Raw genomic sequence first — 24067 nt, forward strand, 5'->3', positions numbered from 1 at the left:
CTCTTTATCCATTTAGACAAAGGGCGGCCTAGACCGCCCATTTCAATTAGATATCTATTAACGGATAGGTGGAGCGTACATAAAGCCACCCGCATTCCATAATGCGTTTACACCACGTGCAATTTGGAGTGGAGAGCCTTTACCTACAGTACGTTCAAAGCTTTCACCGTAGTTACCAACTTGTTTAACAACTTGGTAGCTCCAGTCATCACGAATGCCTAGGCCAGAACCTTTTGGACCGTCAACACCAAGAATACGTTTGATTTCTGGGTTGTCAGACTTCAGCATTTCGTCTGCATTTTTAGATGTGATGCCATACTCTTCTGCGTTGATCATCGCATTTAGAGTCCATTTCGCAATGTTGAACCATTTGTCGTCGTCTTGACGAACAACTGGACCTAGAGGCTCTTTAGAGATGATTTCTGGAAGTACTACTGCTGAATCTGGATTTGTTAAGTTCAGACGTAGTGCGTATAGACCTGATTGGTCTGTAGTTAGAACGTCACAACGACCAGAGTCGAAACCTTTAGAGGTTTGTGCCGCTGTATCAAATACCACTGGTTTGTAGCTCATACCGCTTGCACGGAAGTAGTCAGCTAGGTTTAGCTCAGTTGTTGTACCTGATTGTACACATACTGACGCACCGTCAAGTTCTTTAGCGCTTGAAATACCTAGGTCTTTTTTAACCATGAAGCCTTGACCATCGTAGTAGTTCACACCAACGAAGTTCAAACCAAGTGCTGTATCACGTTGTAGCGTCCATGTTGTGTTGCGAGATAAAACATCTATCTCACCAGATTGTAGAGCTGTAAAACGTTCTTTAGCAGTAAGTGGTACGTATTTAACTTTAGTTTTGTCGCCAAGAACCGCTGCAGCAACTGCTTGACAGTATTCTACGTCAATCCCTTCCCATTCGCCTTTAGAGTTAGGGTTAGAAAAGCCAGGTAGACCTGTACTTACACCACAAGACAAAACACCAGCAGCCATAACTTTATCTAAAGTACTTTCTGCTGCTGAAGCTGAAGTCGCTGCAAAGGCAGAAGATGCCGCTACAACTGTGGCAAGAAGTGTGAGTTTATTCGCCATTTGTATCCTTCCTGTATGATCCATGTTTGACCAGGTGACACCTGATACAAGCTTTATATATGTTGTGTTTTATAGTTAGTTTCCTAATGGGTTGCACTTTTAAGGTGCTTCTCATCAGTTATTTAAAAGCGTAGATATAAATTCTGGATTTCTCAAATACATAATTTAAATAGACTTTCGAGGGAAATCACATACCTAAGCTTGGTTTAGAATGGCTAAATGTTGTGCCAATGTAAATAGTGCAACTAGGCTCACCCTTGGTGCAACAGGATGTCTTCGGGATAATTGACTGAATGCTTGATATATTAACATGCTGTTAACGAATGAAACTTATATGATCATCTAATAATGGATTAAAATTTAGTCATTAATTATTTGATGAGTATTGGCTAGTGATTTTATTGCACCTTTTTTGTTAGCATTACCGAATAGTTATTTACATTGTGATGAAATTTAAATGCAATATTTTCCTCTGTTCCTGGATCTCTCAAATAAAGCTGTTTTAGTCGTTGGTGGAGGCGAGGTTGCATGCCGTAAAATTGACGCTCTATTACGTGCTGGTGCTCGTGTTACTATCGTTTCCCCTCAGATTGCTAAGTACCTGTATAAGCTTGTAGAACAAGGGAAATGTGAGTGGATACAGAACTTCTACTCGCCTAGTGTTTTAAGCAATCGCTTCGTGCAGGTATGGGCGACTACGGATAACCCAGACCTCAATCACCAAGTGCATAAAGATGCAAAAAAGATTGGTGTTTTAGTCAATGTGGTGGACGATTTACCCTATTGCGATTTCATCACCCCTTCGATGATAGATAGAGGCCGAATTCAGATAGCGATTTCAAGCGGAGGCGCGTCCCCCGTGCTTGTGCGCAATGTTCGTGAAACTTTAGAGTCGGTATTGCCGCAAAATTTAGGTCTACTCGCAGAGTTTGGTGCTTCTAAACGAACTTCGATTAAAGAGCGCCTGCCAACAGTTGATCTACGTCGCAAGTTTTGGGAAATGTTTTTTGCCATTAGAGAAGTTAAAGAAGCAACTTCGCGAGAACAGTTGGAAGTTCTATACCGCGCAACTCTAGAAAAAGATATCGAAAACCTCGGTGAAGTCACATGGATAGAATACGGTTCCGACGTTGAACTTCTGCCAATGAAAGCCATGCGATATATGCAACAGGCAGAATTGGTGTTGTTTGAAAAAGGTTGTTCATATGATGTGATTGATCTTTGTCGCCGAGATGCAGAAAGGGAAGAGTTCTCAAGCTCTGCTCAATTGGGCGAGCGTTTAAAACAGGCGAAAAAGGACAGGCAACGAATTTGTGTCTTAGTCTCTCAGCTAACCCAAGAGTTTTCTTTGTTACACAGTCAACAAAGAGTGATAAAGCCGGGCAGTGAAAAGAAATAGCCGAGTAGGCATGGATAAGCTGTTTTTATTCAAAGTCACTATCAATGAAAAGGGCTGACTTCATATATTGAAATCAGCCCTTTTTGATCTTGTTGCGGATGTTACCAGAAATGGCTACAGAACAAATTTCTCGATAGCAGCCGCTACGCCATCTTCATCGTTACTGAGCGTGATGTAATCTGCGATGCGTTTGGTTTCTTCCATCGCATTAGCCATCGCAATACCCATTCCTGCGTACTCAATCATATGGTGATCATTCTCAGCATCACCCATACACATCACCTGGCTTGCTGGCACACCAAGGTGGTCTGCAATCGCTTTAACACCCACACCTTTATTACTTTGTGTGTTCAAAAACTCTAGAAAGTGCGGGGCACTTTGCACCACAGTAAATTGTTGATGCAAATGTGCAGGGATTTTCTTGATCGCTTCAGAGAGCAGGCTTGGTTCAGCGACAATCATGGTTTTGATGATAGGGTGATCGTCTTCTAGCTCAGAAAAGTCCATCTCAGTGATCTTTAAGCCGTCGTTGATTTTCGACTCAAGTTCTGTGAATTCGCTGATACGAGGAGTTATAAGCCCGTGAACTTGGCTGAATGCATGCGTATTTACACCTAGCTCAGCGGCCAATTTGGCGATGGTTTTCGCGGCTTTGCCGTCAATGATTTGCTTGTAGATAACTTCACCAGTCGCGACGTTTTGCACCATTGAGCCATTGTAGTGAAGGACATAATCTTGATCTGAGGTTAATTCCAGCTCTTCAAGTTTGCTACGCATACCATCAATTGGGCGACCTGAAGCAAGAACTACTCGTACACCTTGCTCTTTTGCCAGAGCAATAGCTTGTTTTGTGCGTGGCGTAATTTGTTTTTGGCTATTAAGAAGAGTGCCATCCATATCAAGGGCGATGATTTTGTACATGTGATACCTAGAATGCTTAAATTAATTCGGAAAAGAATATCTATAATTTATGACAGTTTGCTCGTTTGTGATGCAAAGAGCAAAACAAATTGCATGATTAGTTTGAGCCGGAATGCGGATAATTCATTTAGTTCAATGATGATTTTTGTGATTCAGGCGAGGTTTTAAATTGACCTGAAGCAGACCTTCTATTAAGGTCTGCGGCTGCGATTTTTCGGAAATTTGAATTAGGCAAAATACTTTGTACAAAGTTAACGAAATGTTTGAAACGATACAGGGTGAGGGCGTATTTACAGGCGTTCCTGCCGTTTTCGTTCGTTTACAAGAATGCCCTGTGGGTTGCGCTTGGTGTGACACTAAGCAGACGTGGGAAGCCAATGAGCAAGACCAGCAGTCTTTCGATCAGGTTATTGTAAAGACTGGCGACTCACCGAACTGGTGCTCCGCTTCCGCACAACAGATCATTGCGATGTATCAGTCGCAGGGATACACCGCGAAGCATATTGTTATTACTGGCGGTGAGCCTTGTATCTATGATTTAGTTCCTCTTACTCAGGCGTTTGAAGAGATTGGCTGCCAATGCCAAATCGAAACCAGCGGGACCTTTGAAGTTAGAGCAACTAAAGATACTTGGGTGACAGTGTCACCAAAAGTAGCAATGAAAGGTAAGCTACCGGTTATTGAATCGGCATTGTTACGTGCGAACGAGATTAAACATCCAGTTGCGACAGACAAAGATATTGAGAACTTGGATCAGTTGCTCCAGTCTGCCAATGTTCCCGAGTCAACCGTGATTGCTCTGCAGCCTATTAGTCAGAAGCCGAGAGCAACACAATTGTGTATTGATACTTGCGTGGCGCGTAACTGGCGTTTGTCTATTCAAACACATAAGTATCTCAGTATTGCCTAAAGGATTTACCCATGAAAAAAGCGGTTGTTGTATTTAGTGGTGGTCAGGATTCAACGACATGTTTGGTCCAAGCGCTACAAGAGTTTGATGAAGTTCATGCCATTACCTTCGATTATGGGCAGAGACACAAACTTGAAATAGAAGTGGCCCAAGCGTTAACCAAGAAGTTAGGCGTAACTGCACACAAAGTGCTAGACGTTGGTCTGCTTAATGAACTCGCTATTAGTTCACTGACGCGTGACGATATCCCAGTTTCCCATGAACTCCAGGAAAACGGCCTTCCAAACTCATTTGTACCTGGTCGAAACATTCTGTTTTTAACGCTAGCGGGTATTTACGCATACCAAATTGGCGCGCAAACGGTCATTACGGGTGTATGTGAAACCGACTTTTCAGGTTATCCCGATTGCCGAAACGATTTCATCAAAGCGATGAACAGTGCTCTTGTCAAAGGGATGGACCGTGAACTCGAAATCCGCACTCCGCTTATGTGGTTAAATAAAGCCGAAACTTGGGCATTGGCTGATCAATACCAATCGCTTGATCTCGTGCGCAAAGAAACTCTGACATGTTATAACGGAATCATCGGTGACGGATGTGGTGATTGCCCTGCCTGTCATTTACGTAAAGCAGGGCTAAACGATTACTTGGATAATCGCGCCGCGGTTATTGAGTCTTTAAAGCAAAAGAACAATCAATAGAGTCGCTGCAAGCATCGAAAATACAGTTTTGTCCTTTTTGTTTGGTTTTGAATAACGCCTGATCTAAGACGGAATAAAGCTGATTGAAGTCGCTGATTTGTCCTGCCGTTGCCATAAATGCAAAGCTGGTGGACAAATACAGCGGCTTTTTATTACCTGACTCGTTAGTGTGATACCAATAAGGCCTAGAGGTTAGTGCCTTGTGTAATGATTCAACCCGCTGTTGCACTTCGTACTGATCTACATTGGTTAATACGGTGATAAACTCATCGCCACCCAAACGCCCCCAGAAATCGTCTGTCTTTAAACACTTTTTCATCATATTTGAGATTGTTCTTAGAGCTTTGTTGCCAACTCCGTACCCGTATCTGTCATTAATCAATTTAAGATTGTCGATATCAAAGAGTATTACCACGTTTCTGGTTTCCAATGTTTGAGGCTTTTCGACTGTTTTCAAATGATTAATGAAGACTGTTCGATGAAGAGCATCAGTAAGGCCGTCCATTTTCTGGTTACTTTTTAAATGCCCCGATTTGTGAACAAGATATGCGATGGATAGCAGCAACAATACAATAAGCAACAGCAAGTAACGTCGTTCCTGCTTCATTAACTCGACATGGTTGTTTAGCTGTTCATTCTGCGTTAGCAGTTCTGATCTTAAGTTTTTCTGTTGGAGTGAAGATGTCGATTGATCTAAAGCTTCCAAAGCTTTGAAGTGTTCTTGGTCGCGAATAGTAATCTCATTTTCAACGTATTCGCGGTAATACGACAGCGCCAACTCGTACTTTCCACTCTTGTCTGCAATCTTTGCTAACTGACGCAATGCTTGTGTTAGCGTACGGGCGTTTTGTGATTCTTCAGCAAGAGTTTTCGCTTTTAACCCGTAATATTCGGCTTGTCTGTAATACTTTTTCTGAACATAGGAATTAGACAGTGCAAGTACGATGTCGCTTTTTAAACCGATATCTTTGTATTGAATAGCGTAGTCTAGCCCTTTAAGTAGCTCATTGATGCCTTCGTGAAATGCACCTAATTCATTATGTGATTTACCCAAACCAAGATGAACATAAGCCAACCCTCTGAGATCGTTCTTCTTCAGGTGAATCAAACGGGCTTTATTAAAGTGGGCAATACTTTGGTGCAGTTCCCCTTTGTGATGATATACCTCACCCAAGCTGTGTTCTGTTTGTGCAATGCCATCGTCGTTATGGTTTTCTATGTGAAGGGTCAGAGCACGGTAGAGATATTCTAGCGCTTGTTGATATTGTCCCAAGGTACAAAGTAACAGGCCGATATCATTGAATATTTCAGCGGTGTCCGTTCCTTCTGGAATTTCGTCTAACAAACGTTTGTAGTAGTCCAGAGCGCCTTTGTAGTCACCGATAAGTTCGAGATTCTTAGCTATAACAATGAAAGCACGATATCGAGGTAGAACAGGGTTGCCGCTGTGCTCGAGTGAATGCTGAAGCTGGTCGCAGAAGTTTTGGTTGTGTAAATAGTTCCCTTGCAGGTTTAGCAAGCGGCACAGATGGTACTCAAACAAGAAAATGCCATCACTATCTTGTCGCTGCTTCATTCGTGAATACAGCTCTTGGTAAATTTCACCGGCTTCAAAGAATTGCTCGTTTTCCTCTTTATTGAGCGCTTCTATAAATTGTTTCTCTTCTTTGCTGTAAGCAAGCTGAGTGGCGTTGTCACTACCGAAATAATGCAGTCCATGCCTTGTCATATAATCGTGGATACGGCTAGCTATGTAGAGCTTTTCTGAACTCGGTGGGAGTGAGGTATACCTGTCCTTGAGAAGTTGAAGCACAGAGTTGGGATTGCGACTTAGGGTTTTGTTAACCACCGCTTCCCATTCAGCTCTTTCACTCGCTTGGCTGATAGGGTTGAAAAAAAATAATGAGAAGAGAAGAATGGCAGTGTAAATATTAAGCATTTCAAGCACTGTAAGCTGAGGAACCTGACAACTATATGCTTGTAGAAAGAGGCTCTCAATTCGTTATTTTTGCCAGATGATAATCTGTGAAATGCGCCGAAGTTCACTCCAAATAAGTTGCATTTTCAGGACAAAATCAGAGCTAACCAGCTAACTTAAAATAAGAAAATACGTGTAGGTTCGAAATTACTAACACTATTTGAAAACTAAGTAGATAATGCCGCGCACAATATCAGGTCAATCGATCTTAGACGTCTTTATTTTTTGTTTTCGAGAGGGAATACCTTGAACGCAGCTGAAATCATGACTCAGTTTAACTGCTATGAGCGTATGCATATTGAAATACCCGGTTGGGAGGTTTATTCGGACACTACGCTTGTCAGAGTGGTCTCTCCTGATGAATATGGGAGCTTTATTGCCTATTTCAATTTAGATAGCTCAAAGGCGTCTGAAGTCATTGATCAGCAAATGGAGTATTTCTACCGCTTAGGTAGAAACTTTGAATGGAAGGTCTACGATTTCGATAAGCCAAGCGATATCGACAGGACGCTTCTCAACAAAGGCTTTTACGAACAAGATCCAGAGTCCTTCATGGTTTTGGATCTCCGTGTCTATGATTCAGTCCCGGAACTTCAGACTCAGTGCGTTGAGGTGTTTGATGAACGTGGAATCCGTGATGCAATTGCAGTCAAGCAATCTCAAACAGGTGAAGATTGCAGTGGTTATTTTTTGCATCTGTTGAACCTCAAACAAACTCGTCCTGAGAACATCCGTATTTATGTTATCTATGATGGTAACCAGCCAGTTTCTTCTGCGTGGGTGATCTTCAACAGTGACACGTCACCATTTGCTGGGATTTGGGGCGGAAGTACGGTTCAAACTCACCGTGGGCGAGGGCATTATCAAGCATTGCTCAAGCAGCGGATCAGAGATTCAATCCTCGCGGGTAAGCAATACCTGTATATTGACGCTTCTGAGATGAGTCGACCTATTGTTGAGCGATACGGTTTTAAAGTGATCGCTAAAACCACACCGTATTTCTATCGACACCCAGATCTTAACTAATCTATTTAAAACAAATATTTACTACATGAATAATTAAGGATCCTTAAAGATCATGAAGTAAGAGCTAAAGCACAATTACTGTGTTAATAACCAGTGTTTTATTGACAATTGTGTAACCTTATCTATACTGTACACATAAACAGTGCTAGAGGAGGTAACTTATGTTGTTAGAAACATTAGAACGCATTAACCGCCTACGCCAAGAGGCGATGTCTAACCCTGAGTTTATAGAAATGGCTAAGGAACACGAAGCCACACTCAAACATGTCGAGCAAGAATTTGAACCGAAACGGTCTCGACGTCATGCCACAAAGCACAAAAACAAATCCCTTGCCGATATCTATCAACAATCTGATTTCGGCTCTAATCCATCTGGCGTTCAACACTGATCAAACAAAAGCTTGAACGTATAATTAGTTAAAAGCAAAAAGGCTCATGTGAATTCACATGAGCCTTAAATATTTTAGAGCTAAGCTTCGTTTGTTTGCAGATAAACAAGAGCTAAAAATCGGCTTTCTTTACAAAGTATGGATTAGAGTATTTGCGCTCTGGCCCAAACTGAGAGATCACCAGCTTGTTCCATAGATTCTTATCAAATTCTGCTTTAGGGATAGAAGGGTAAAGAGTCTCTACTTCCTCCCAAGCGTGAACCATTAACTCTTTTTTCTTTATCTTATTGTATTTGTTGACGATATCGTTGTACTTACGCATCCATTCTATTTTGTACTGGCGTAAAGCGGGCTCTGCCTGCTCAAGGGGTACACGAGACAAATAAACACGTTTGTACGAAACTTTCTTGTCAATCATGGTGAGCATAGTTGTTTGAATGTATTTGCCATGGTGAGTGATAGAAATATCGTCTTCAGAGAAAGGTGTCAGGCACCAACCTCTGGGTAGAAAATCTGGTTTTTGGAATTGCTTGTTTCGAACAATGAGCGCATCGTGCAAAACAATATCCGAGGTGCCACGAAATGTCGCTTGCCATTTGGCAATACGAACTTGAATAGAACCCGGCAGACGATAAACGTTAGTAAACTTATCTTGATTCATTGGCTTTCACGATCTTTAAGTAATGCTGTAAGAAGTTAATACGAAAGTTATTGCCATTTCGAATATAAGGTATCGAAAACGATTTACACCTTGGGCTGAACTCATTTGAGTGTAAATCAACTTATACTCTTCTCAACTGAATCTGCAATAAGGTTGATGGTATTCACTTAGGCAAATCACATTCGCTAAGCAATTTAATTCAGCAACGTCTCTATGGTTTGCAAATTCAATTTGAGCAGAGAATTTCTCGCCGCTTACAGTGAGTTAGCCACTCGGGCTGCGAGGGCGCACATTCTACAACGGTTCATAGCTCAAATGCGAGTCTAAAAATGCGCATTTTTTCGTCTAATTGAAAGAAAATATATATAGAAATGAACGATGAAAGAGAGTTTGAGCATAGTTCGTTTTAACGAAGAGGGAATTTTCAAAAAACTGAAGCCGCTTAACGAGACGTTTAAGACGGCTTCAGTTTAGATTTTCTTAGTGAGAAATGAGCGTTAAACCATGGGGTAAGGCATCACCAAAAATACGCTTAGACTCCGTCTCGCTGAGTTCACTGACATTTTCGACCAGCTGTATCCAAGCTTCAGGGGCTCGGCTTTGTTTGAGTTTCTCAAGTACCAAAGTTCTAAAATCATCTGAGATATCCAGTGTTCTATCACCAGTTTTACGGCAAATCATCACTGCTGCAAAAGCGATCATTGGTTCTTTCAGCCAGTCTTTCTCTAGCAGTTTTGGTAACCATTGCTGAACTTGCTCACGAGCAACGACATTATGTGCACTGCCATACAGAGGTGTACGAGACAACAGACGACCGACTGCCCACCAATGAGCTTGCTCAAACTGAGTTTGGTTAAGGGCTTTGTTGATAAACCAAGTTGCCAGTAGAACTTTATCTTCCACATCCAGATGCTCTAACGAAGCAGCTAAGCGAACCATGGCTTCGTAACCTTTATCTTGCGCTTCTTGCTGAGATTTCGGATTTCGTGAAGCACCGGGGTGCAGATACTTAGCAATATCCGCCAGCAGTGTTTCTTGCTGTTCTTGGTTTAACCCGCCCGCGATACGACGCCAGAATACCCACCAGTCGCTCCAGCCTTGGTGGTTTTGGAACTGAATGCCTTGTTGGTATAAGCCCCAAATCTGTTCGATTCGCCAACTGTCTGTGGCATCACCAAAACCTGGGCGCAATGCAAAACCCGCTAATCGTAACCAGTTCTTTTCATGTTGTTCAGTGCGACGACGACGTTTTCTTCCCTGTGCCAAAGTATCAAATAGGGAACGCAAAACGGAAAAATCCCACTCGTCGCGTTTACCCAGCAACTTCTCCAGATCTTTGTTCAAGGTTTTCACTGCTTTGCTATCAGCGCTGTTTTTATTGCCGCTGTATATTTGCGTGACAAGTGTTTTCGCCTGTTCAAGTTTTGGATTCGGCTTTTCTGATTCTTCATTGCTCTGAGCTTGGCTGCTGTTACGTACTTCAAACTCCATCAGCCAGCGTTTGCTCTCATCTCTGGTGGATACACACTCCATTTTCAGTGTGCCGACTTCGGTCAACTGGCAAGCAATAAATACCTCTTCGCGTTGCTTTTGGTTTGCCTGTAATTGAATGTTATCGTCACCCTGTAACGTAGTGATGTAAGGTGGCAAAGGCTGGAACTTATCTGCATCAATCTCAACGAGCACACCATTTTGTATTTTGGTGTTGTCAGCGATTTGATCGTGCGTTGAGGTAAGCAGGTTAAATCGAACGGGCATACCTAGCGTTAGCGAGAAACGACGACTGCTAAGACGAATTTCTTGACCTTCTTCCGTTCCTTTCGCCAACAGGCATAGCGCTTTGCCCATGCTGTTTTTTTCTTGCAAATGAAGGAAATAAGAACGGGCAGAGCCACCACCGATTTTCAGTTGTGCGCCACGGCGTGCTTTGGCAAAAGCCACCGCGCCCAAAGCAACCGACCAGTCTGGATGAGGGTTGTCCAATTGGGTAATGGCTTCACCACGCCAGTGACCCAGCAGACTCAACATGCGTTCTGTGATTAAGTCACTGTTGAAAACACCGCCGTTTAGCAACAGACCAACAGGGATTGAAGGGGAGCTAAGCTCTGTTTCGTTTAGTGCCGCTTTGGACACTTGCTGATGCTGAGTAAGAAACTCTGCTACGTGTTTACTGACAGCAGGGTCGGCGACATAAGGCAGACCAAACTCCATCATCGCGCTACGACGTTTGTTTGGCAGTTCAGAGAAATCAGACACAGGGAAGAAACCATCTAATGCAATCTGGTGAACTTCCTGTTTGGTTAAGCTGACGCTCTTTGTACCGCCAAGCAGTTTTGAACCGCTGCCCAACATGGTGATTTTCACTGTCTCTGGTGCGTTACCGGAGAGCAAGTTTTCTTTCGCTTGTCGGGTTTGCTGAATAAGCTTTGTTAATCCCGCGGCTGTTAGCTTCTTACTTTGATTAAATCGGCTTTCTGCTAAATGAGCGAGTGCTAGGTCGAGGTTGTCTCCACCAAGCATTAGGTGTTCACCAACGCCAATACGGTTTAAAGTCAGCTCTCCGCTTTCAAACTTCGCTTCAATCAAACTTAAGTCGGTGGTACCACCGCCCACATCACAAACCAAAATTAGTGGAATTTCTGACAGCTGTTCATTAGCAGAATCTTTATGGCGTGAATACCAGTCATAGCAGACCGCTTGTGGCTCTTCTAACAGAATTATGTTGTTTAAACCAGCCAGCTTCGCCGCTTCTAAGGTCAGGTTTCGCGCGGTTTCATCAAATGAAGCCGGAACGGTGACGACCACTTCCTGAGCTTCCAGAGGATTACTTGGATGTCGGTAGTTCCACGCTTGGCGGATATGGTTGAGGTAACTGGCGCTTGCTACTACAGGGGAGACTTTTTCGACATCAGCTGCACCAGCCCAAGGAAGAATGGCTTTAGAGCGATCCACACTTGGATGAGACAACCAGCTTTTTGCACTTGAGACTTGTCGCCCTTCGACCTTTGCTCCTAAATCTCTTGCCCACTGGCCAATAATAGCGAGTTCGGTGTCGCATTCGACGGGGTGGTTATCCCAAGGCAAGGTTAAATCGCTTGCCGCAATTTGACCCGGTGCAGGGTGGTATCTAAATGAAGGTAACAGTGGTCTACGAACCACTTCACCGGGGCCTATTAACTGATCAATAGGAAAGAGTTCTACAGCGGCATGTTCGAGATCATCCATCAGTTCACAGAATGCGACCACTGTATTAGTGGTACCTAAATCGATCCCGACAAGAAAACGCGGTGCTGCCATAATAATAGAAACCTCGTTATATATTCAGATAGATAAACGGCATCGCTAGGGATGCCGTTTAAAGATTAATGTTGCTGCTGAGAATCTTCGCCTGATTCTCTTACATCGAATTCAACATGCCACTTTTGGCCGTTGTCCGCTGCAATCGCTTCGAGATAAAGAGTTCCCAACTCAGTCACTCGTGAAGCAAGAGTCACAGGAACCACTTCTCCTTCACGACGTCCTTCTGAAACAGGCAGTGTAACTTGAATTTCAGGCAATTCTTCCAGCTCCTCTGGTGCCCAATAATCAAGGTGAGTACCTGCAACATCATCTCGGCGAGTGGTTGAACCAAAGAACTGGAAGTGAACCGGTTGACCAATCACAAGACCAAACTGTTGGCTTGGAACTTCAACATGTGAACCTTCTTCCATGCCAAATGGTGCAACACAAAGAGCTTCCATTGGCGGAGCCATTCCCGGAATAGCAGGCATCGCACTTTCAATACCGACGTAATAAGCGGAAGCAATACCACCACGAATTCGAACACCTTGTCCACGACGCACGTTACCGTAGTATGCTGCGCCGCTTGCAACAGCGAGATCTAGGTCAAGACCAGTAAGGCTCTTCGCCTGAGTAGCTTGTGCGCCGCTTAGCCATTGGTTAATGGTAGTGAACAGTCGGTTCGCTAACAGATCAGACTTAAGCACACCACCGTTAAACAAAACCGCGTTTGGCTTGATAAAATTTGCCACCGGTGCAGACATGCCCGGAATCCCCGCCATATTGAATGGCGCAGGCTCACCATAGTTCTGACCGCTGTTATCACTGTGGCCTTGAGCATCGGCTTGCTTTGACAAGAAAGCCGCGATGTGACGAGTAATACCGGCATCTTGTGCATACGGCAGACCCATATGAGTCAAAGCGCCACGAGGTTTTTGCACAGGGTGATCTGTGATAGCAACTTGCGGGAAGAAACCATCAACCAATGTTTGCTGTACTTCTTCTTTGGTTAATTCCGTTTTTAACGTCGCGCCCAATAGTTTAGAACCGCGGCTTGGCACCACAATCGGTACAGATTGTAGTTCAGAGTCTTTCAGAAGCGCTTCTTTAGCATCGCGACAAGCGTGCGTCATTGCCTGTACTTGCCACGGTTGGAGTTCTTTGCCTTCTTGAGCAAGCTTCATTTTCAGACGGTAGGCAAGCGCTAGATCCATGTTGTCGCCACCTAGCAAAATATGTTCACCAACCGCAATACGGTTCAGTGAAAGATTGCCCTGATCTTCCGTGACTTCCACCAAAGATAAGTCGGTTGTACCGCCACCGATATCAACCACCAAAATCACTTCACCGACGGACACTTCATTGCGCCAAGCATCACTGCTGTTGTTAATCCAGCTATAAAGCGCTGCTTGTGGCTCTTCTAACAGAGTTAAATGGGTGAACCCCACATTACGAGCCGCTTCAGCGGTAAGATCACGAGCTGCTGGGTCGAAAGATGCAGGTACAGTAATGGTGACATCTTGTTCTGAAATTGGGTGAGCAGGGTGCTCATGGTCCCAAGCTTGCTTAATATGCTCTAAGTAAAGCTCAGTCGCACGCAGTGGCGAAACTTTTGCCACATCTTCAGGGCTACCTTGAGGTAGAAACGCATCGCGACGATTCACGCCACCATGACACAACCAAGATTTCGCACTGGCAATAAGACGAATCGGCGTTTTCACACCAAGATTACGCGCAATTGCGCCAACCAAGGCTGGTGGTGTATCTGTCCAAGGAAGCTTTCTGGAAGCCTCTGACATTTCATGTTCATGAGGCTGGTATAAAAACGAACCGAGCTGATCGCGAGTTTCAACAGTACCCGGTGCTGTCATCTGAGCTATGCCCATGACTTTAACTGCTGGGTTTTCCGCTTGCGTATCAACATAAGCGAGAACGCTGTGCGTGGTTCCTAGGTCAATACCAATACTGAATTTTGCGTTTTGTTCCATTACAGCTCAACCTCTGCCGGAGCAATAATTGAAGCATCGTAGTTTTCAGCAAGTTTTGGCAGCGTCATAGAGTCCGCTTTCCAACCTTTATGAATCAGAGTGCCAGTGAACGGCGCAGAGCCAGAAACATTGCCTACCAATCTAACTTGCTGAGCATTGAAGCCTTCTTCCAACGTGATACGACTTTCTTCGTCTTCACTGCGTACAGGAGAAAGAGAAACATACTCTTTTAACACTTTTTGACCACCAGCGTGGATTACACGAGCAGCGGCACCGACTTCTTCGTCAGAAAAACCAGCTACGTCTTCTTTTAGGAAATCAATGAGACGCGCTTCTTGTTGGAATAGAGAAAGCAATTGCATTGCAGAGTCTGTGTTGGCTGTTGCCAGTTTTGATTCAACTTCGACCACTTTCTCGACGATTTTTTCTACTTCGACAACTTTTTCCACTTCGACGATCTTTTCAACCGGCTTTTCCACTTCCACAATTTTTTCTACTGGTTTCTCAACCACTTTCTCGACCACTTTGGATTTACGAGATACGGCAATAAGTAGAAGCAGAACGCTAGACGCGGCTAAACCAGCATGAAGGATATCGAAAGTGGTTGGAATGGCGTTTAAATCGAAGTTCATGATGAATTCTCTATAGATGGATGAATGCAGAAAATGTTGAGTAAAATTACTGCACGACTAGATAAAAGTTAGCAAAAAAATAGGGGCGAATCTTACCATATTCAAGGATTAAGGCTTACAGAAATGCGGTTTTCTCACTATTAATCTCGTTCAATAGACTATCTTTTAAACACTGTTGAAGAATAAGTAGGCAAATGAGTTCGCTGTGCGTGGCTGACGCGGGCTAAATTACGTTTGAGCGTCGAGTTTTCACTTTTGTTCAGGTAACATAGCTGCTTTTCTGTTTTAGATTTTCAGCTTTAAAAGAAAGGGACCAGATTTACCAATGAACTATAACCGTGTTGTTTGCTTCGATTTAGAAATGTGCTGTTGGAATGAAAACGGAGTGGGCACGACTGGTGAGATCATTGAAATAGGGCTGGCTGAAATTGATTTATCGGCAGGAGAGATCGTAAAACGCGCTCAGTATTACGTTAAACCTGAACATGACGAAATTTCGCTGTTTTGTACCGAGCTAACGGGTATCACACCGAAAAAAATAGAGAAGCAAGGTCGCCCATTGGCTGAAGTGTTAAAGTCGATGGTGAAGAATTTTGGTGGTCCACATAAGATTTACGCGTCTTGGGGAAGAGATGATCAAATCTTGATCAGTGAGTGCCAGCAAAAGGGGATTGATGTTCCGTTTAAAGAGTTCCTTAATCTCGCCACCCTATACCGCATTCAAAATCGCCTGAAAGATAAGCGTATTGGGCATCGAGCTGCTCAAGAAGGGAAAGGAATTGAGTGGGAAGGTCGACAGCATTCAGGGTACGTGGATGCTTACAACTTAGCGAAGCTCGCATTAACTATGCTTTAAAAATTGCTCATCAAAACAGTTGAGCATCAAAACCGCTGGTTATCAAAGTAAGGGGCACTGAAGTGCCCTTTGTTGTATCTGTCGCGGTTTATTGCTTATTTGCCGTCATCAGTTTCGCGCGAATAAACTGGTGGTGGTCTACGTAAAGTAGCTCTGATGCTTTACGAATGACGGCATCTTCCAATGGGTCAATTTCGCCGTCAGCGTGGGCAACTTCCCACATCGCTTTTATCAGTTCAAAACGTGTTTCTTGTGAAAGCTCACGTAACTGAGAAGTGAAATCGTACAGTGAGGCAGACTGTTTAATTTGTTCTTCCGCTTTGATAATTAAAGATTCAGCCTCGGCTTCATTTAAACCTAATAAGCGTTGAACCAGATGCAGTTTGGCTTCCTGCTCCTTGCTATCTGTTTGGTAGTCAGCGCCCGCAACTTCACTCAATAAGCATGCGATCGCAAGGTTTGGGCTCTGTTTTTGCTGGCTTAGGTCTTGGCCATCGAGCAACTGTTTGAACAAAGAGGTAATTGCGTTGAACATAATGAAATCTCACTCACTTATATATTTCATCTATTAATTTTAAAGACCGATTTTAAGCCAAACAGTTCAATCGGGTTTAGCTATATCAGCGAGAAAGGGAAGACTAGTAATCATCATCGGAGACAAAAGGTTCAATCAATTCAATAAATTCTGAGCTGGTACGCTCATGAGCCATCACCAGTAAGGTCAGCAACATTTCTGCTTTGGTTTTGATGCCTTTTTCTTCTTCACGCAAAAGGCCTTCAATTTGGCTGCGAATCATCTCTATTTCATGTTCGACAAATCCTCGGCCTTCTTCTTCGCCTTGATCTTCTTCTGGTGCATTGTCGAATTCCAGAAACAAGAAATCGTCATTAATATGCGTATTAATCAGGCGTTCTGGCAGCCAATCTTCACCCATCACGATATCTGGGTCGAAGTCTTGCGGAAGTGAGTCTAATAACGCTTTAAGTTCTGATGCTTTCAAAATGTGGTCTTATTGGTATTCCAGTCTGCGTATATTAACGGCCAAACGTCATGAAAACTAAGTATTCTTAACCTCATTCTCTTAATAAATGTGGGGCGTGCCACTAAATTTGTCCAATTTAGGCAGTGCCAATAAAAAAGCAGCCCTTGATGGACTGCTTTGAATGCACTGAGTTATGGACTACTGGCTATGCTGTAGTTTAGGTATTACAGTGCGATAGCTTCTAGTTGAGATTGTGCTGATTCAATCCCTTTAGCCGCTGGTTCATCGCCCATGTTTAGGGCTTCTGCGTATACAAACTCAACGTTTGTAATACCAACAAAACCTAGAATTGTTTTTAGGTAAGGCGTCACGTTGTCAGTTGCAGAATCTTTGTGGATACCACCGCGAGTGGTGATAACAACTGCTTTCTTTCCTTCGATTAGACCTTGAACGCCTGTTTCTGTGTACTTGAATGTCACGCCAGCGCGAGCAATCAAGTCAAACCAGTTTTTAAGCTGAGTTGGAATTGTGAAGTTGTACATAGGTGCTGCGATAACAAGTGTATCTGCCGCGTTGATTTCAGCGATTAGCGTGTCTGAAAGTTCAACAACTTCTTTTTGTTCTGCAGTCAGATCATCTGTAGCGCGAAGTGCTGTTGCAACTGATAAATCAAGTACTGGAAGAGGAGAAGCAGCCAGATCACGAACAACGAGTTTATCTTGATCGAATTTGGTTAGGTAAGCATCAATCAGTTTACTTGATTGAGAGTAATCACCAAGGATGCTGGATTTAAGTGCAAGTACTTGAGACATAATTTTTCCTTTACTGGAGGTATCACATTGATGGTTACATCATAATGAGAGCTATGACACATAAGAAGCAGGAATATTTGCATGACTCATTCAAAAAAATTGAATAAGAGGAATTGCTAATCCTGACCGCACTCTGTGATACAATCCGCGCAGTTTTGTTAATTAAAAGAATAGGTAAACGCTTTGACTCAGTCACAGCCAAATACAGAAACGAATAACTCAGCAAAAGCGAACAGTGCAGAATCTCTGAAGAAAGCACTGAATCAATGTTTGCTGAAAGATCGCTTTCGATTAAGCAAGCGTATTTCGGGCGCAAGTAAAATCAAAAAAGATACCGCTCGTAACGCCGTGTTTGATGAAATCGCTTTAGATATTGCGCAATCCATGATGGTTGTGCAGCAGCGAATCAACCAGAAAGTCACTATCGAATACCCAGAGCTTTTGCCAGTCAGCCAAAAGCGCGACGACATTGCGAAAGCGATTCAAGGCAACCAAGTGGTGATCGTTGCCGGTGAAACAGGTTCAGGTAAAACCACTCAGCTACCGAAAATTTGTGCCGAGCTCGGTAGAGGTAAGTATGGCCTGATTGGTCATACTCAGCCACGTCGTCTTGCTGCTCGTTCAGTCGCAACCCGTATTGCAGAAGAGATGGAAACCGAACTGGGCAATTTCGTCGGCTATAAAGTTCGATTCAACGACCAAATTTCTGATCAAACACAAATCAAGTTGATGACAGACGGTATTTTACTGGCTGAAATTCAGCATGACCGTTTTCTCAACCAATATGACACCATCATTATCGATGAAGCGCACGAGCGCAGCTTAAATATCGACTTTATCCTCGGTTATTTGAAACAGTTGTTGCCGCGTCGCCCTGATCTGAAAGTCATCATTACTTCGGCCACGATCGACCCCGAGCGTTTCTCAAACCACTTTAACAATGCACCTATCATTGAAGTGTCTGGGCGTACCTATCCGGTGGATACTCGTTACCGACCGTTGTCGAGCGACGAAGATACCGAACGTGATCAGCTTGAAGGCATTTTTGAAGCAGTAGACGAGCTTTGCGATGAAGGCTTAGGCGATATTCTGATCTTTATGAACGGTGAGCGCGAAATTCGCGATACGGCGGATGCGCTGTCGAAACGTAACCTTCGCGATACTGAAATCGTTCCTTTGTATGCACGCCTTTCAGCCGGTGAACAAAACAAGATTTTCCAACCGCATGCTGGCCGTCGAATAGTATTGGCGACCAACGTGGCGGAAACATCGCTTACCGTACCGGGTATCAAATATGTGATCGACCCAGGTACAGCGCGTGTCAGTCGTTACAGCTACCGAACTAAAGTTCAGCGTCTTCCTATTGAACCTATTTCTCAAGCGAGCGCCAACCAGCGTAAAGGCCGTTGTGGTCGTGTGGAAGAGGGTATCTGTATCCGCCTCTACTCCGAGGAAGATTTTAACTCGCGTCCGGAGTTCACCGATCCTGAAATTCTGCGTACCAACTTAGCGTCGGTTATTCTGCAAATGACGGCACTTGGTCTGGGTGATATTGAAGCCTTCCCATTTGTCGAAGCGCCAGATAAACGCAACATTCAAGACGGTGTGCGTTTGCTTGAAGAGCTCGGAGCGGTTAAAGAAGAATCGAAAAACAGTAATAAACAACTTACCGAAGTGGGGCGTAAACTGGCTCGTTTGCCAATTGACCCTCGTTTAGCTCGTATGGTGTTGGAAGCGCCACGCATGGGTTGTTTAAAAGAAGTGATGATTATTGCTTCTGCGCTCTCTATTCAAGATCCGCGTGAGAGACCAAGTGACAAGCAGCAGTCTTCGGATGAAAAACATCGTCGTTTCCATCATGAAGAGTCTGACTTCCTTACTTTCGTTAACTTGTGGGAATACATCAAGCAACAGCAGAAAGCGCTCACAGGTAACCAGTTCCGTCGTCAGTGTAAGCAAGATTACCTCAACTATTTGCGCATTCGTGAGTGGCAGGATGTTTACTTCCAGTTGCATCAGTCAATGCGCGAAATGGATTATAAGCTCAACGACGAACCGGGCAGCTATGAAGGTGTTCATACCGCTATTCTTGTTGGTTTGTTATCGCACATTGGTATCAAAGACCCAGATAAGAACGAGTATCAAGGTGCTCGCAACGCTCGCTTCAATATTTTCCCAGCCTCTGGCTTGTTTAAAAAGCAACCTAAGTGGGTGATGTCTGCGGAGTTGGTTGAAACATCCAAACTCTGGGCGCGTATCGTGGCGAAAATCCAGCCTGAATGGATTGAACCGCTGGCGAAACACTTAATCAAACGCAGCTACAGTGAACCGCATTGGTCGAAGAAACGTGCGGCGGTAATGGCGTACGAGAAAGTGATGATCTACGGCATCGCGATTGTACCTAAGCGCCTAGTGAACTACGGCAATATTGATCCGGTGTTGAGCCGTGAAATCTTTATTCGTAGCGCGCTTGTAGAAGGTGAATGGGAAACCAAACACAGCTTCTTCAAACTCAATCGCTCGCTACTGCAAGAAGTGGAAGAGCTGGAGCACAAGTCACGTCGTCGCGACATCTTGGTTGATGATGAAGATTTGTACCAATTCTATGACCAGCGTGTTGGTACAGAAGTGGTTTCTGGTCGTCATTTTGACACTTGGTGGAAAGCGACCAGCAAGACGTCGCCAGAGCTGCTGAACTTTGAAAAAGAGATGCTTTTCAAAGGTGATGCCAGCCATATTACAGATTTAGATTACCCGAACTTCTGGTATCAAAATGGCCTCAAGCTAAAACTCAGTTATCAGTTTGAACCGGGTGAGGATAGTGACGGTGTCACTGTTCATATTCCTCTGCCGATCTTAAATCAAGTTGAACCACAAGGTTTCGAATGGCAGATACCGGGTTTACGTCATGAACTTATCGTCAGTTTGATTAAGTCTCTACCGAAAACCTTGCGTAAGAATTTCGTACCAGCACCTAACTATGCAGATGCATTCTTGGCGCGAGTGAATGCGATGGAACTGCCTCTGCTTGACGCTTTAGAGAAAGAACTGCGTCGCATGACGGGCGTTACAGTATCGCGTGATGACTGGAATTTGTCGCAGGTGGCGGATCACTTGAAAGTCACCTTTAGAGCGGTAGACCACCGAAACAGTAAGCTTAAAGAGAACAAAGATCTCTACGAGCTGAAAGAGAGCTTAAAAGAGAAAGTTCAAGAAACCCTTTCTCAGGTTGCTGATGACGACATCGAGCAATCAGGTTTACACACTTGGTCGTTTGGTGAACTGCCAAAAGTGTATCAGCAGAAACGTGGTGGTTTTGACGTTAAGGCATACCCTGCGCTGGTAGACAAAAAAGACAGCGTTGAAATTAAGCTATTTGAAACTGAGCAAGAGCAAATTAGTGCGATGCGCGAAGGTCAACGTCGTTTGATTTTACTGAACGTGCCTTCACCGATTAAATATCTGCACACCAACTTGCCGAACAAGTCTAAACTTGGATTATATTTCAACCCGTTCGGCAAAGTGATGGACTTAATTGATGACTGCATTGCATGTGGTATCGACAAGTTACTTGAAGAGCGTGGTGGGCTAGCGTGGACGCCAGAAGAGTTTGAGTCTCTGAAAGAGTTTGTGAGAGCCGAACTGGGTGACACCGTGGTTGATATTGCGAAGCAAGTTGAAGCTATTCTGACAATGGCATTCAATATCAATAAACGATTGAAAGGTAAGGTTGACTTCACGATGGCATTTGCATTATCCGATGTGAAAGCGCAAATCGAAGGCTTGATATTTAAGGGCTTTGCAACGGAATGTGGCTGGAAACGACTACCGGATATCTTGCGATACATGAAGGCAATAGAACGCCGCTTAGAGAAATTGCCGATCGATCCGAATAAAGATCGTCTGCATATGCTTAAGGTGGAATCGATTCGCAATGATTACAAAGAGCTGTTAAACAAAGTTCCGAAGGGAATGGCATTGCCGGAAAATATCAAAGAAGTTCGCTGGATGATTGAGGAACTTCGAGTAAGTTTCTTCGCGCAACAACTCGGCACGCCTTATCCTGTCTCGGATAAGCGAGTTAAGAACGCTATTGATGCATGTTCGGTATAAGATTTGCATAGCTGAATGAAATCACTATAATTTGGCGCCACGTGGCAACGGATCGCCGAATTTGGGACTGTTGCCTCACGTTATAAAAGAAGGTTTATTATGAAAAAGACTCTATTAGCAATTGCTCTTATCGGAGCTTCAACAACAGCGTTCGCTGATTCATGGATTTACGGTGGTGCAACTGTTGGTCAGTCTGACTTTAAAGGCAAAACTGGTACTTCTTACAACGTACACGCTGGCACAGGCATTCTGCCATTCATCGGTGTAGAAGCGGGTTATACAAAGCACGGTGATTTCGATTTCGGTGCTGGCAATGATCAAACAGCGAGCTCAGTTTACTTTGCATTAAAACCAAGCATTGATTTTGGTCCTCTACACGTTTACGCGAAAGGTGGCCTACATTCTTGGGACCTAGACCAAAACGGTACGAAGATCGATGATGGTGTAGATATCATGTATGGCGTAGGTGCTGAATACTTCATCATGGGCCCATTCTCTGTTGGTGCTAGTTACAACAGCTATACTTTAGATAACGAAGATATCAACTCATTCTCACTAAACGCGACTTTCCACTTCCTATAAGTCTGATAGTTTTAAAAAGTCTGATAGTGCAGATACGCAAAAGCCAGCCTAGTAAGGCTGGCTTTTTTACGTCTGCGATTAGGAAACTTAACCTAAGTAACGTGAAGTCAGGTGTTTCTTAAAGTGTTCGGCATTTAGTGTTTCACCAGTGGCTTGTGTCACCAACTCGTCAGTAGTGAACAAGCTGCCTTTACTCCAGATATTATCTGACAACCAAGTGAAGATTGGCGTTAAGTCACCGCTGCGTATAACGCTGTCTACATCTACGGTTTTCTTCATAGCAGCCATAAACTGAGCCGCGTACATAGCTCCCAAAGTGTAGCTAGGGAAATAGCCGAAGCTCCCATCTGTCCAGTGGATATCTTGCATGCAGCCATTTCTGTAGTTGTCTTTGGTGCTCAGACCTATGTAGGCTTGCATTTTTGTATCCCAAAGCTCTGGCACATCAGTGTGTTTGACCTTGCCATTCATTAAATCGCGTTCAATTTCATAACGCAAAATGACATGGCTAGGATAGGTGAGTTCGTCAGCATCAACGCGAATAAAATCTCTTTTCACTCGGGTATAGAGCTTCTTCATGTTCTCCACTTCAAGAACGTGTTTATCACTATCCTTAAAATGAGTCGCAGCTAAGCCCGCTAGATGGTGAATAAAGTTTTCGTTTCGTCCAACCTGCATTTCAAAAAATAGCGATTGAGATTCATGGATGCCCATGGAACGCGCTTCGCCAACAGGATTGCCAGCTAATGACTTTGGAAGCCCTTGTTCATATCTTGCGTGGCCGGTTTCGTGCACTATGCCCATCAGAGACTGAACAAACTCTTCTTCGCTGTAGCGAGTGGTAATACGAACGTCACTTGGTACACCACCACAGAAAGGATGAACACTTTCGTCAAGTCTGCCGTGGTTGAAGTCAAACTGAAGTAACTTCATTACATCTAAACCGAGAGCTTTTTGTGTCTCAGTCGCATAGTGACCATTGGGCATAATGATCTGTTCAGATTTCTGCTTTTCTATCGCTGCATCAATTAAAGCTGGTAGCCAGCTTTTAACATCATTAAATACCACGTCTAACGATTGTGTGGTTGTACCCGGTTCATAGATATCCAGCATCGCATCGTATGGCGTTAGGCCTGTAGCGTCTGCTCTGATTGCGGCTTCTTCTTGTGACAACTTAACAACTTCTGCCCAATTCTTTTCAAAACCAACCCAGTCGTTCTCTTTACGTTGAGTCCGCCAAGCGTGTTCACATTTAGAACCCGCAAGGGATTTCGCCTGAACTAAGCTTTCCGGAAGCACATTTGCTTGCTGCCATTGGCGTTTCATCTCTCTTAATGTAGATAGTTGTTGATGATTAAGAGATTCAGAAGCGGCATAAACAAACCACTCTTCAAGCTGTGGTTTCGTCATTAGGCTATGAATATGGACTGAGAGTTCAGCCATCGCTTCAGAGCGAGCCTGAGCACCGCCGTTTGGCATCATTGAAGCTTGGTCCCAACCACAGATCGCAGATAGGTGGCTGAAATGAGAAATGGTTTTAAAGTGTTGAACTAAGGTGTTGAATGCACTCATAGAAAGTGTTCCTTTATCCTTAAAGAAATTTGCAGAAAGTGTATCAAGGGAAAAACTAATCACCAAATTAAGTTGTTGTAATCTTGTTGCTCATTGAGCAGAAAGTTACTTATTTTTAGGCAGGATATTGCTTTATATCTCAACGAGTTAATTTAACTTATTGATTTGTTGATGATAAT

At 43.8% G+C, this 24067-nt stretch carries 19 protein-coding genes; 8 read left to right on the forward strand and 11 right to left on the reverse strand.

The genetic code is table 11. The features are described 5' to 3' along the window. Window positions 1-57 precede the first annotated feature (57 nt). Entirely contained in the window at window positions 58-1086 is a 1029-nt protein-coding gene (locus L3V23_RS17210) for an amino acid ABC transporter substrate-binding protein (protein ID WP_042482566.1), read from the reverse strand. Between the two features lie 457 nt (window positions 1087-1543). Here L3V23_RS17210 and L3V23_RS17215 point away from each other — a divergent pair, with 457 nt between their 5' ends. Continuing rightward, on the forward strand, window positions 1544-2485 hold the full coding sequence (locus L3V23_RS17215; protein WP_102966597.1) for a bifunctional precorrin-2 dehydrogenase/sirohydrochlorin ferrochelatase: 942 nt from the start codon (window positions 1544-1546) through the stop codon (window positions 2483-2485). 114 nt (window positions 2486-2599) lie between these two features. Here the strand turns inward: L3V23_RS17215 and yidA are convergent, their stop codons facing one another. Further along, window positions 2600-3406, reverse strand: a complete 807-nt coding sequence (yidA, locus tag L3V23_RS17220; protein WP_102966596.1) for a sugar-phosphatase — start codon at window positions 3404-3406, stop codon at window positions 2600-2602. Window positions 3407-3647: 241 nt separating this feature from the next. Here yidA and queE point away from each other — a divergent pair, with 241 nt between their 5' ends. Continuing rightward, window positions 3648-4316 (forward strand): 7-carboxy-7-deazaguanine synthase QueE, encoded by a 669-nt coding sequence (gene queE / locus L3V23_RS17225; protein ID WP_237292644.1) that lies wholly within the window; start codon window positions 3648-3650, stop codon window positions 4314-4316. A gap of 11 nt (window positions 4317-4327) precedes the next feature. After that, window positions 4328-5017, forward strand: coding sequence for a 7-cyano-7-deazaguanine synthase QueC (queC, locus tag L3V23_RS17230; RefSeq protein WP_102966594.1), 690 nt, complete (start codon window positions 4328-4330; stop codon window positions 5015-5017). Here the strand turns inward: queC and L3V23_RS17235 are convergent. Continuing rightward, window positions 4983-6956: a diguanylate cyclase gene (locus L3V23_RS17235; protein ID WP_237292646.1), complete on the reverse strand. Its 1974-nt coding sequence runs from the start codon at window positions 6954-6956 to the stop codon at window positions 4983-4985. The two genes, queC and L3V23_RS17235, sit on opposite strands and share 35 nt — an antisense overlap. Before the next feature lie 285 nt (window positions 6957-7241). On the opposite strand from L3V23_RS17235, the gene L3V23_RS17240 reads away from it, so the two are divergent. Next, window positions 7242-8021: a GNAT family N-acetyltransferase gene (locus L3V23_RS17240; RefSeq protein WP_237292648.1), complete on the forward strand. Its 780-nt coding sequence runs from the start codon at window positions 7242-7244 to the stop codon at window positions 8019-8021. A 161-nt stretch (window positions 8022-8182) separates the two neighbouring features. Continuing rightward, window positions 8183-8410, forward strand: coding sequence for a hypothetical protein (locus L3V23_RS17245; protein WP_042482548.1), 228 nt, complete (start codon window positions 8183-8185; stop codon window positions 8408-8410). Window positions 8411-8522: 112 nt separating this feature from the next. On the opposite strand, the gene L3V23_RS17250 is transcribed toward L3V23_RS17245, so the two are convergent. The 4 genes from L3V23_RS17250 to L3V23_RS17265 all read right to left on the reverse strand — a co-directional run bounded on the left by L3V23_RS17250 (window position 8523) and on the right by L3V23_RS17265 (window position 14970). Then, the gene (locus L3V23_RS17250) at window positions 8523-9071 is read right to left on the reverse strand and encodes a hypothetical protein (protein ID WP_042482545.1); all 549 of its coding nucleotides are present in this window, start codon (window positions 9069-9071) and stop codon (window positions 8523-8525) included. A 480-nt stretch (window positions 9072-9551) separates the two neighbouring features. Then, window positions 9552-12368: an Hsp70 family protein gene (locus L3V23_RS17255; protein ID WP_102966592.1), complete on the reverse strand. Its 2817-nt coding sequence runs from the start codon at window positions 12366-12368 to the stop codon at window positions 9552-9554. A 65-nt stretch (window positions 12369-12433) separates the two neighbouring features. Continuing rightward, window positions 12434-14338 carry an Hsp70 family protein gene (locus L3V23_RS17260; protein ID WP_102966591.1) on the reverse strand — a complete coding sequence of 635 codons (1905 nt, stop codon included), beginning with the start codon at window positions 14336-14338 and terminating at the stop codon, window positions 12434-12436. Next, window positions 14338-14970, reverse strand: a complete 633-nt coding sequence (locus L3V23_RS17265; RefSeq protein ID WP_102966590.1) for a DUF2760 domain-containing protein — start codon at window positions 14968-14970, stop codon at window positions 14338-14340. The genes L3V23_RS17260 and L3V23_RS17265 overlap by 1 nt, the downstream gene beginning before the upstream one ends. A 325-nt stretch (window positions 14971-15295) precedes the next feature. On the opposite strand from L3V23_RS17265, the gene L3V23_RS17270 reads away from it, so the two are divergent. Then, a complete protein-coding gene (locus tag L3V23_RS17270) occupies window positions 15296-15826 on the forward strand; it encodes a 3'-5' exonuclease (RefSeq protein ID WP_102964334.1) in 531 nt (176 codons plus the stop codon). Window positions 15827-15914: 88 nt separating this feature from the next. Here the strand turns inward: L3V23_RS17270 and L3V23_RS17275 are convergent, their stop codons facing one another. The 3 genes from L3V23_RS17275 to L3V23_RS17285 all read right to left on the reverse strand — a co-directional run bounded on the left by L3V23_RS17275 (window position 15915) and on the right by L3V23_RS17285 (window position 17621). Next, window positions 15915-16361: a TerB family tellurite resistance protein gene (locus tag L3V23_RS17275; protein WP_042482532.1), complete on the reverse strand. Its 447-nt coding sequence runs from the start codon at window positions 16359-16361 to the stop codon at window positions 15915-15917. A gap of 103 nt (window positions 16362-16464) precedes the next feature. Next, window positions 16465-16827 carry a hypothetical protein gene (locus L3V23_RS17280; RefSeq protein WP_102966589.1) on the reverse strand — a complete coding sequence of 121 codons (363 nt, stop codon included), beginning with the start codon at window positions 16825-16827 and terminating at the stop codon, window positions 16465-16467. Window positions 16828-17033: 206 nt separating this feature from the next. Then, window positions 17034-17621: an FMN-dependent NADH-azoreductase gene (locus L3V23_RS17285; protein ID WP_042482526.1), complete on the reverse strand. Its 588-nt coding sequence runs from the start codon at window positions 17619-17621 to the stop codon at window positions 17034-17036. A 183-nt stretch (window positions 17622-17804) separates the two neighbouring features. On the opposite strand from L3V23_RS17285, the gene hrpA reads away from it, so the two are divergent. Both hrpA and L3V23_RS17295 read left to right on the forward strand, forming a co-directional pair. Further along, window positions 17805-21734 (forward strand): ATP-dependent RNA helicase HrpA, encoded by a 3930-nt coding sequence (hrpA, locus tag L3V23_RS17290; RefSeq protein WP_102966588.1) that lies wholly within the window; start codon window positions 17805-17807, stop codon window positions 21732-21734. Between the two features lie 99 nt (window positions 21735-21833). Then, a complete protein-coding gene (locus L3V23_RS17295) occupies window positions 21834-22316 on the forward strand; it encodes a porin (protein WP_102955068.1) in 483 nt (160 codons plus the stop codon). 87 nt (window positions 22317-22403) lie between these two features. Here L3V23_RS17295 and L3V23_RS17300 read toward each other — a convergent pair whose 3' ends face one another. Then, window positions 22404-23888 (reverse strand): carboxypeptidase M32, encoded by a 1485-nt coding sequence (locus L3V23_RS17300; RefSeq protein WP_102966587.1) that lies wholly within the window; start codon window positions 23886-23888, stop codon window positions 22404-22406. Between the last annotated feature and the right edge of the window lie 179 nt (window positions 23889-24067).

The organism is Vibrio sp. A1-b2, assembly GCF_021726015.1.
In the GTDB taxonomy this organism is placed as follows: domain Bacteria; phylum Pseudomonadota; class Gammaproteobacteria; order Enterobacterales; family Vibrionaceae; genus Vibrio; species Vibrio diazotrophicus.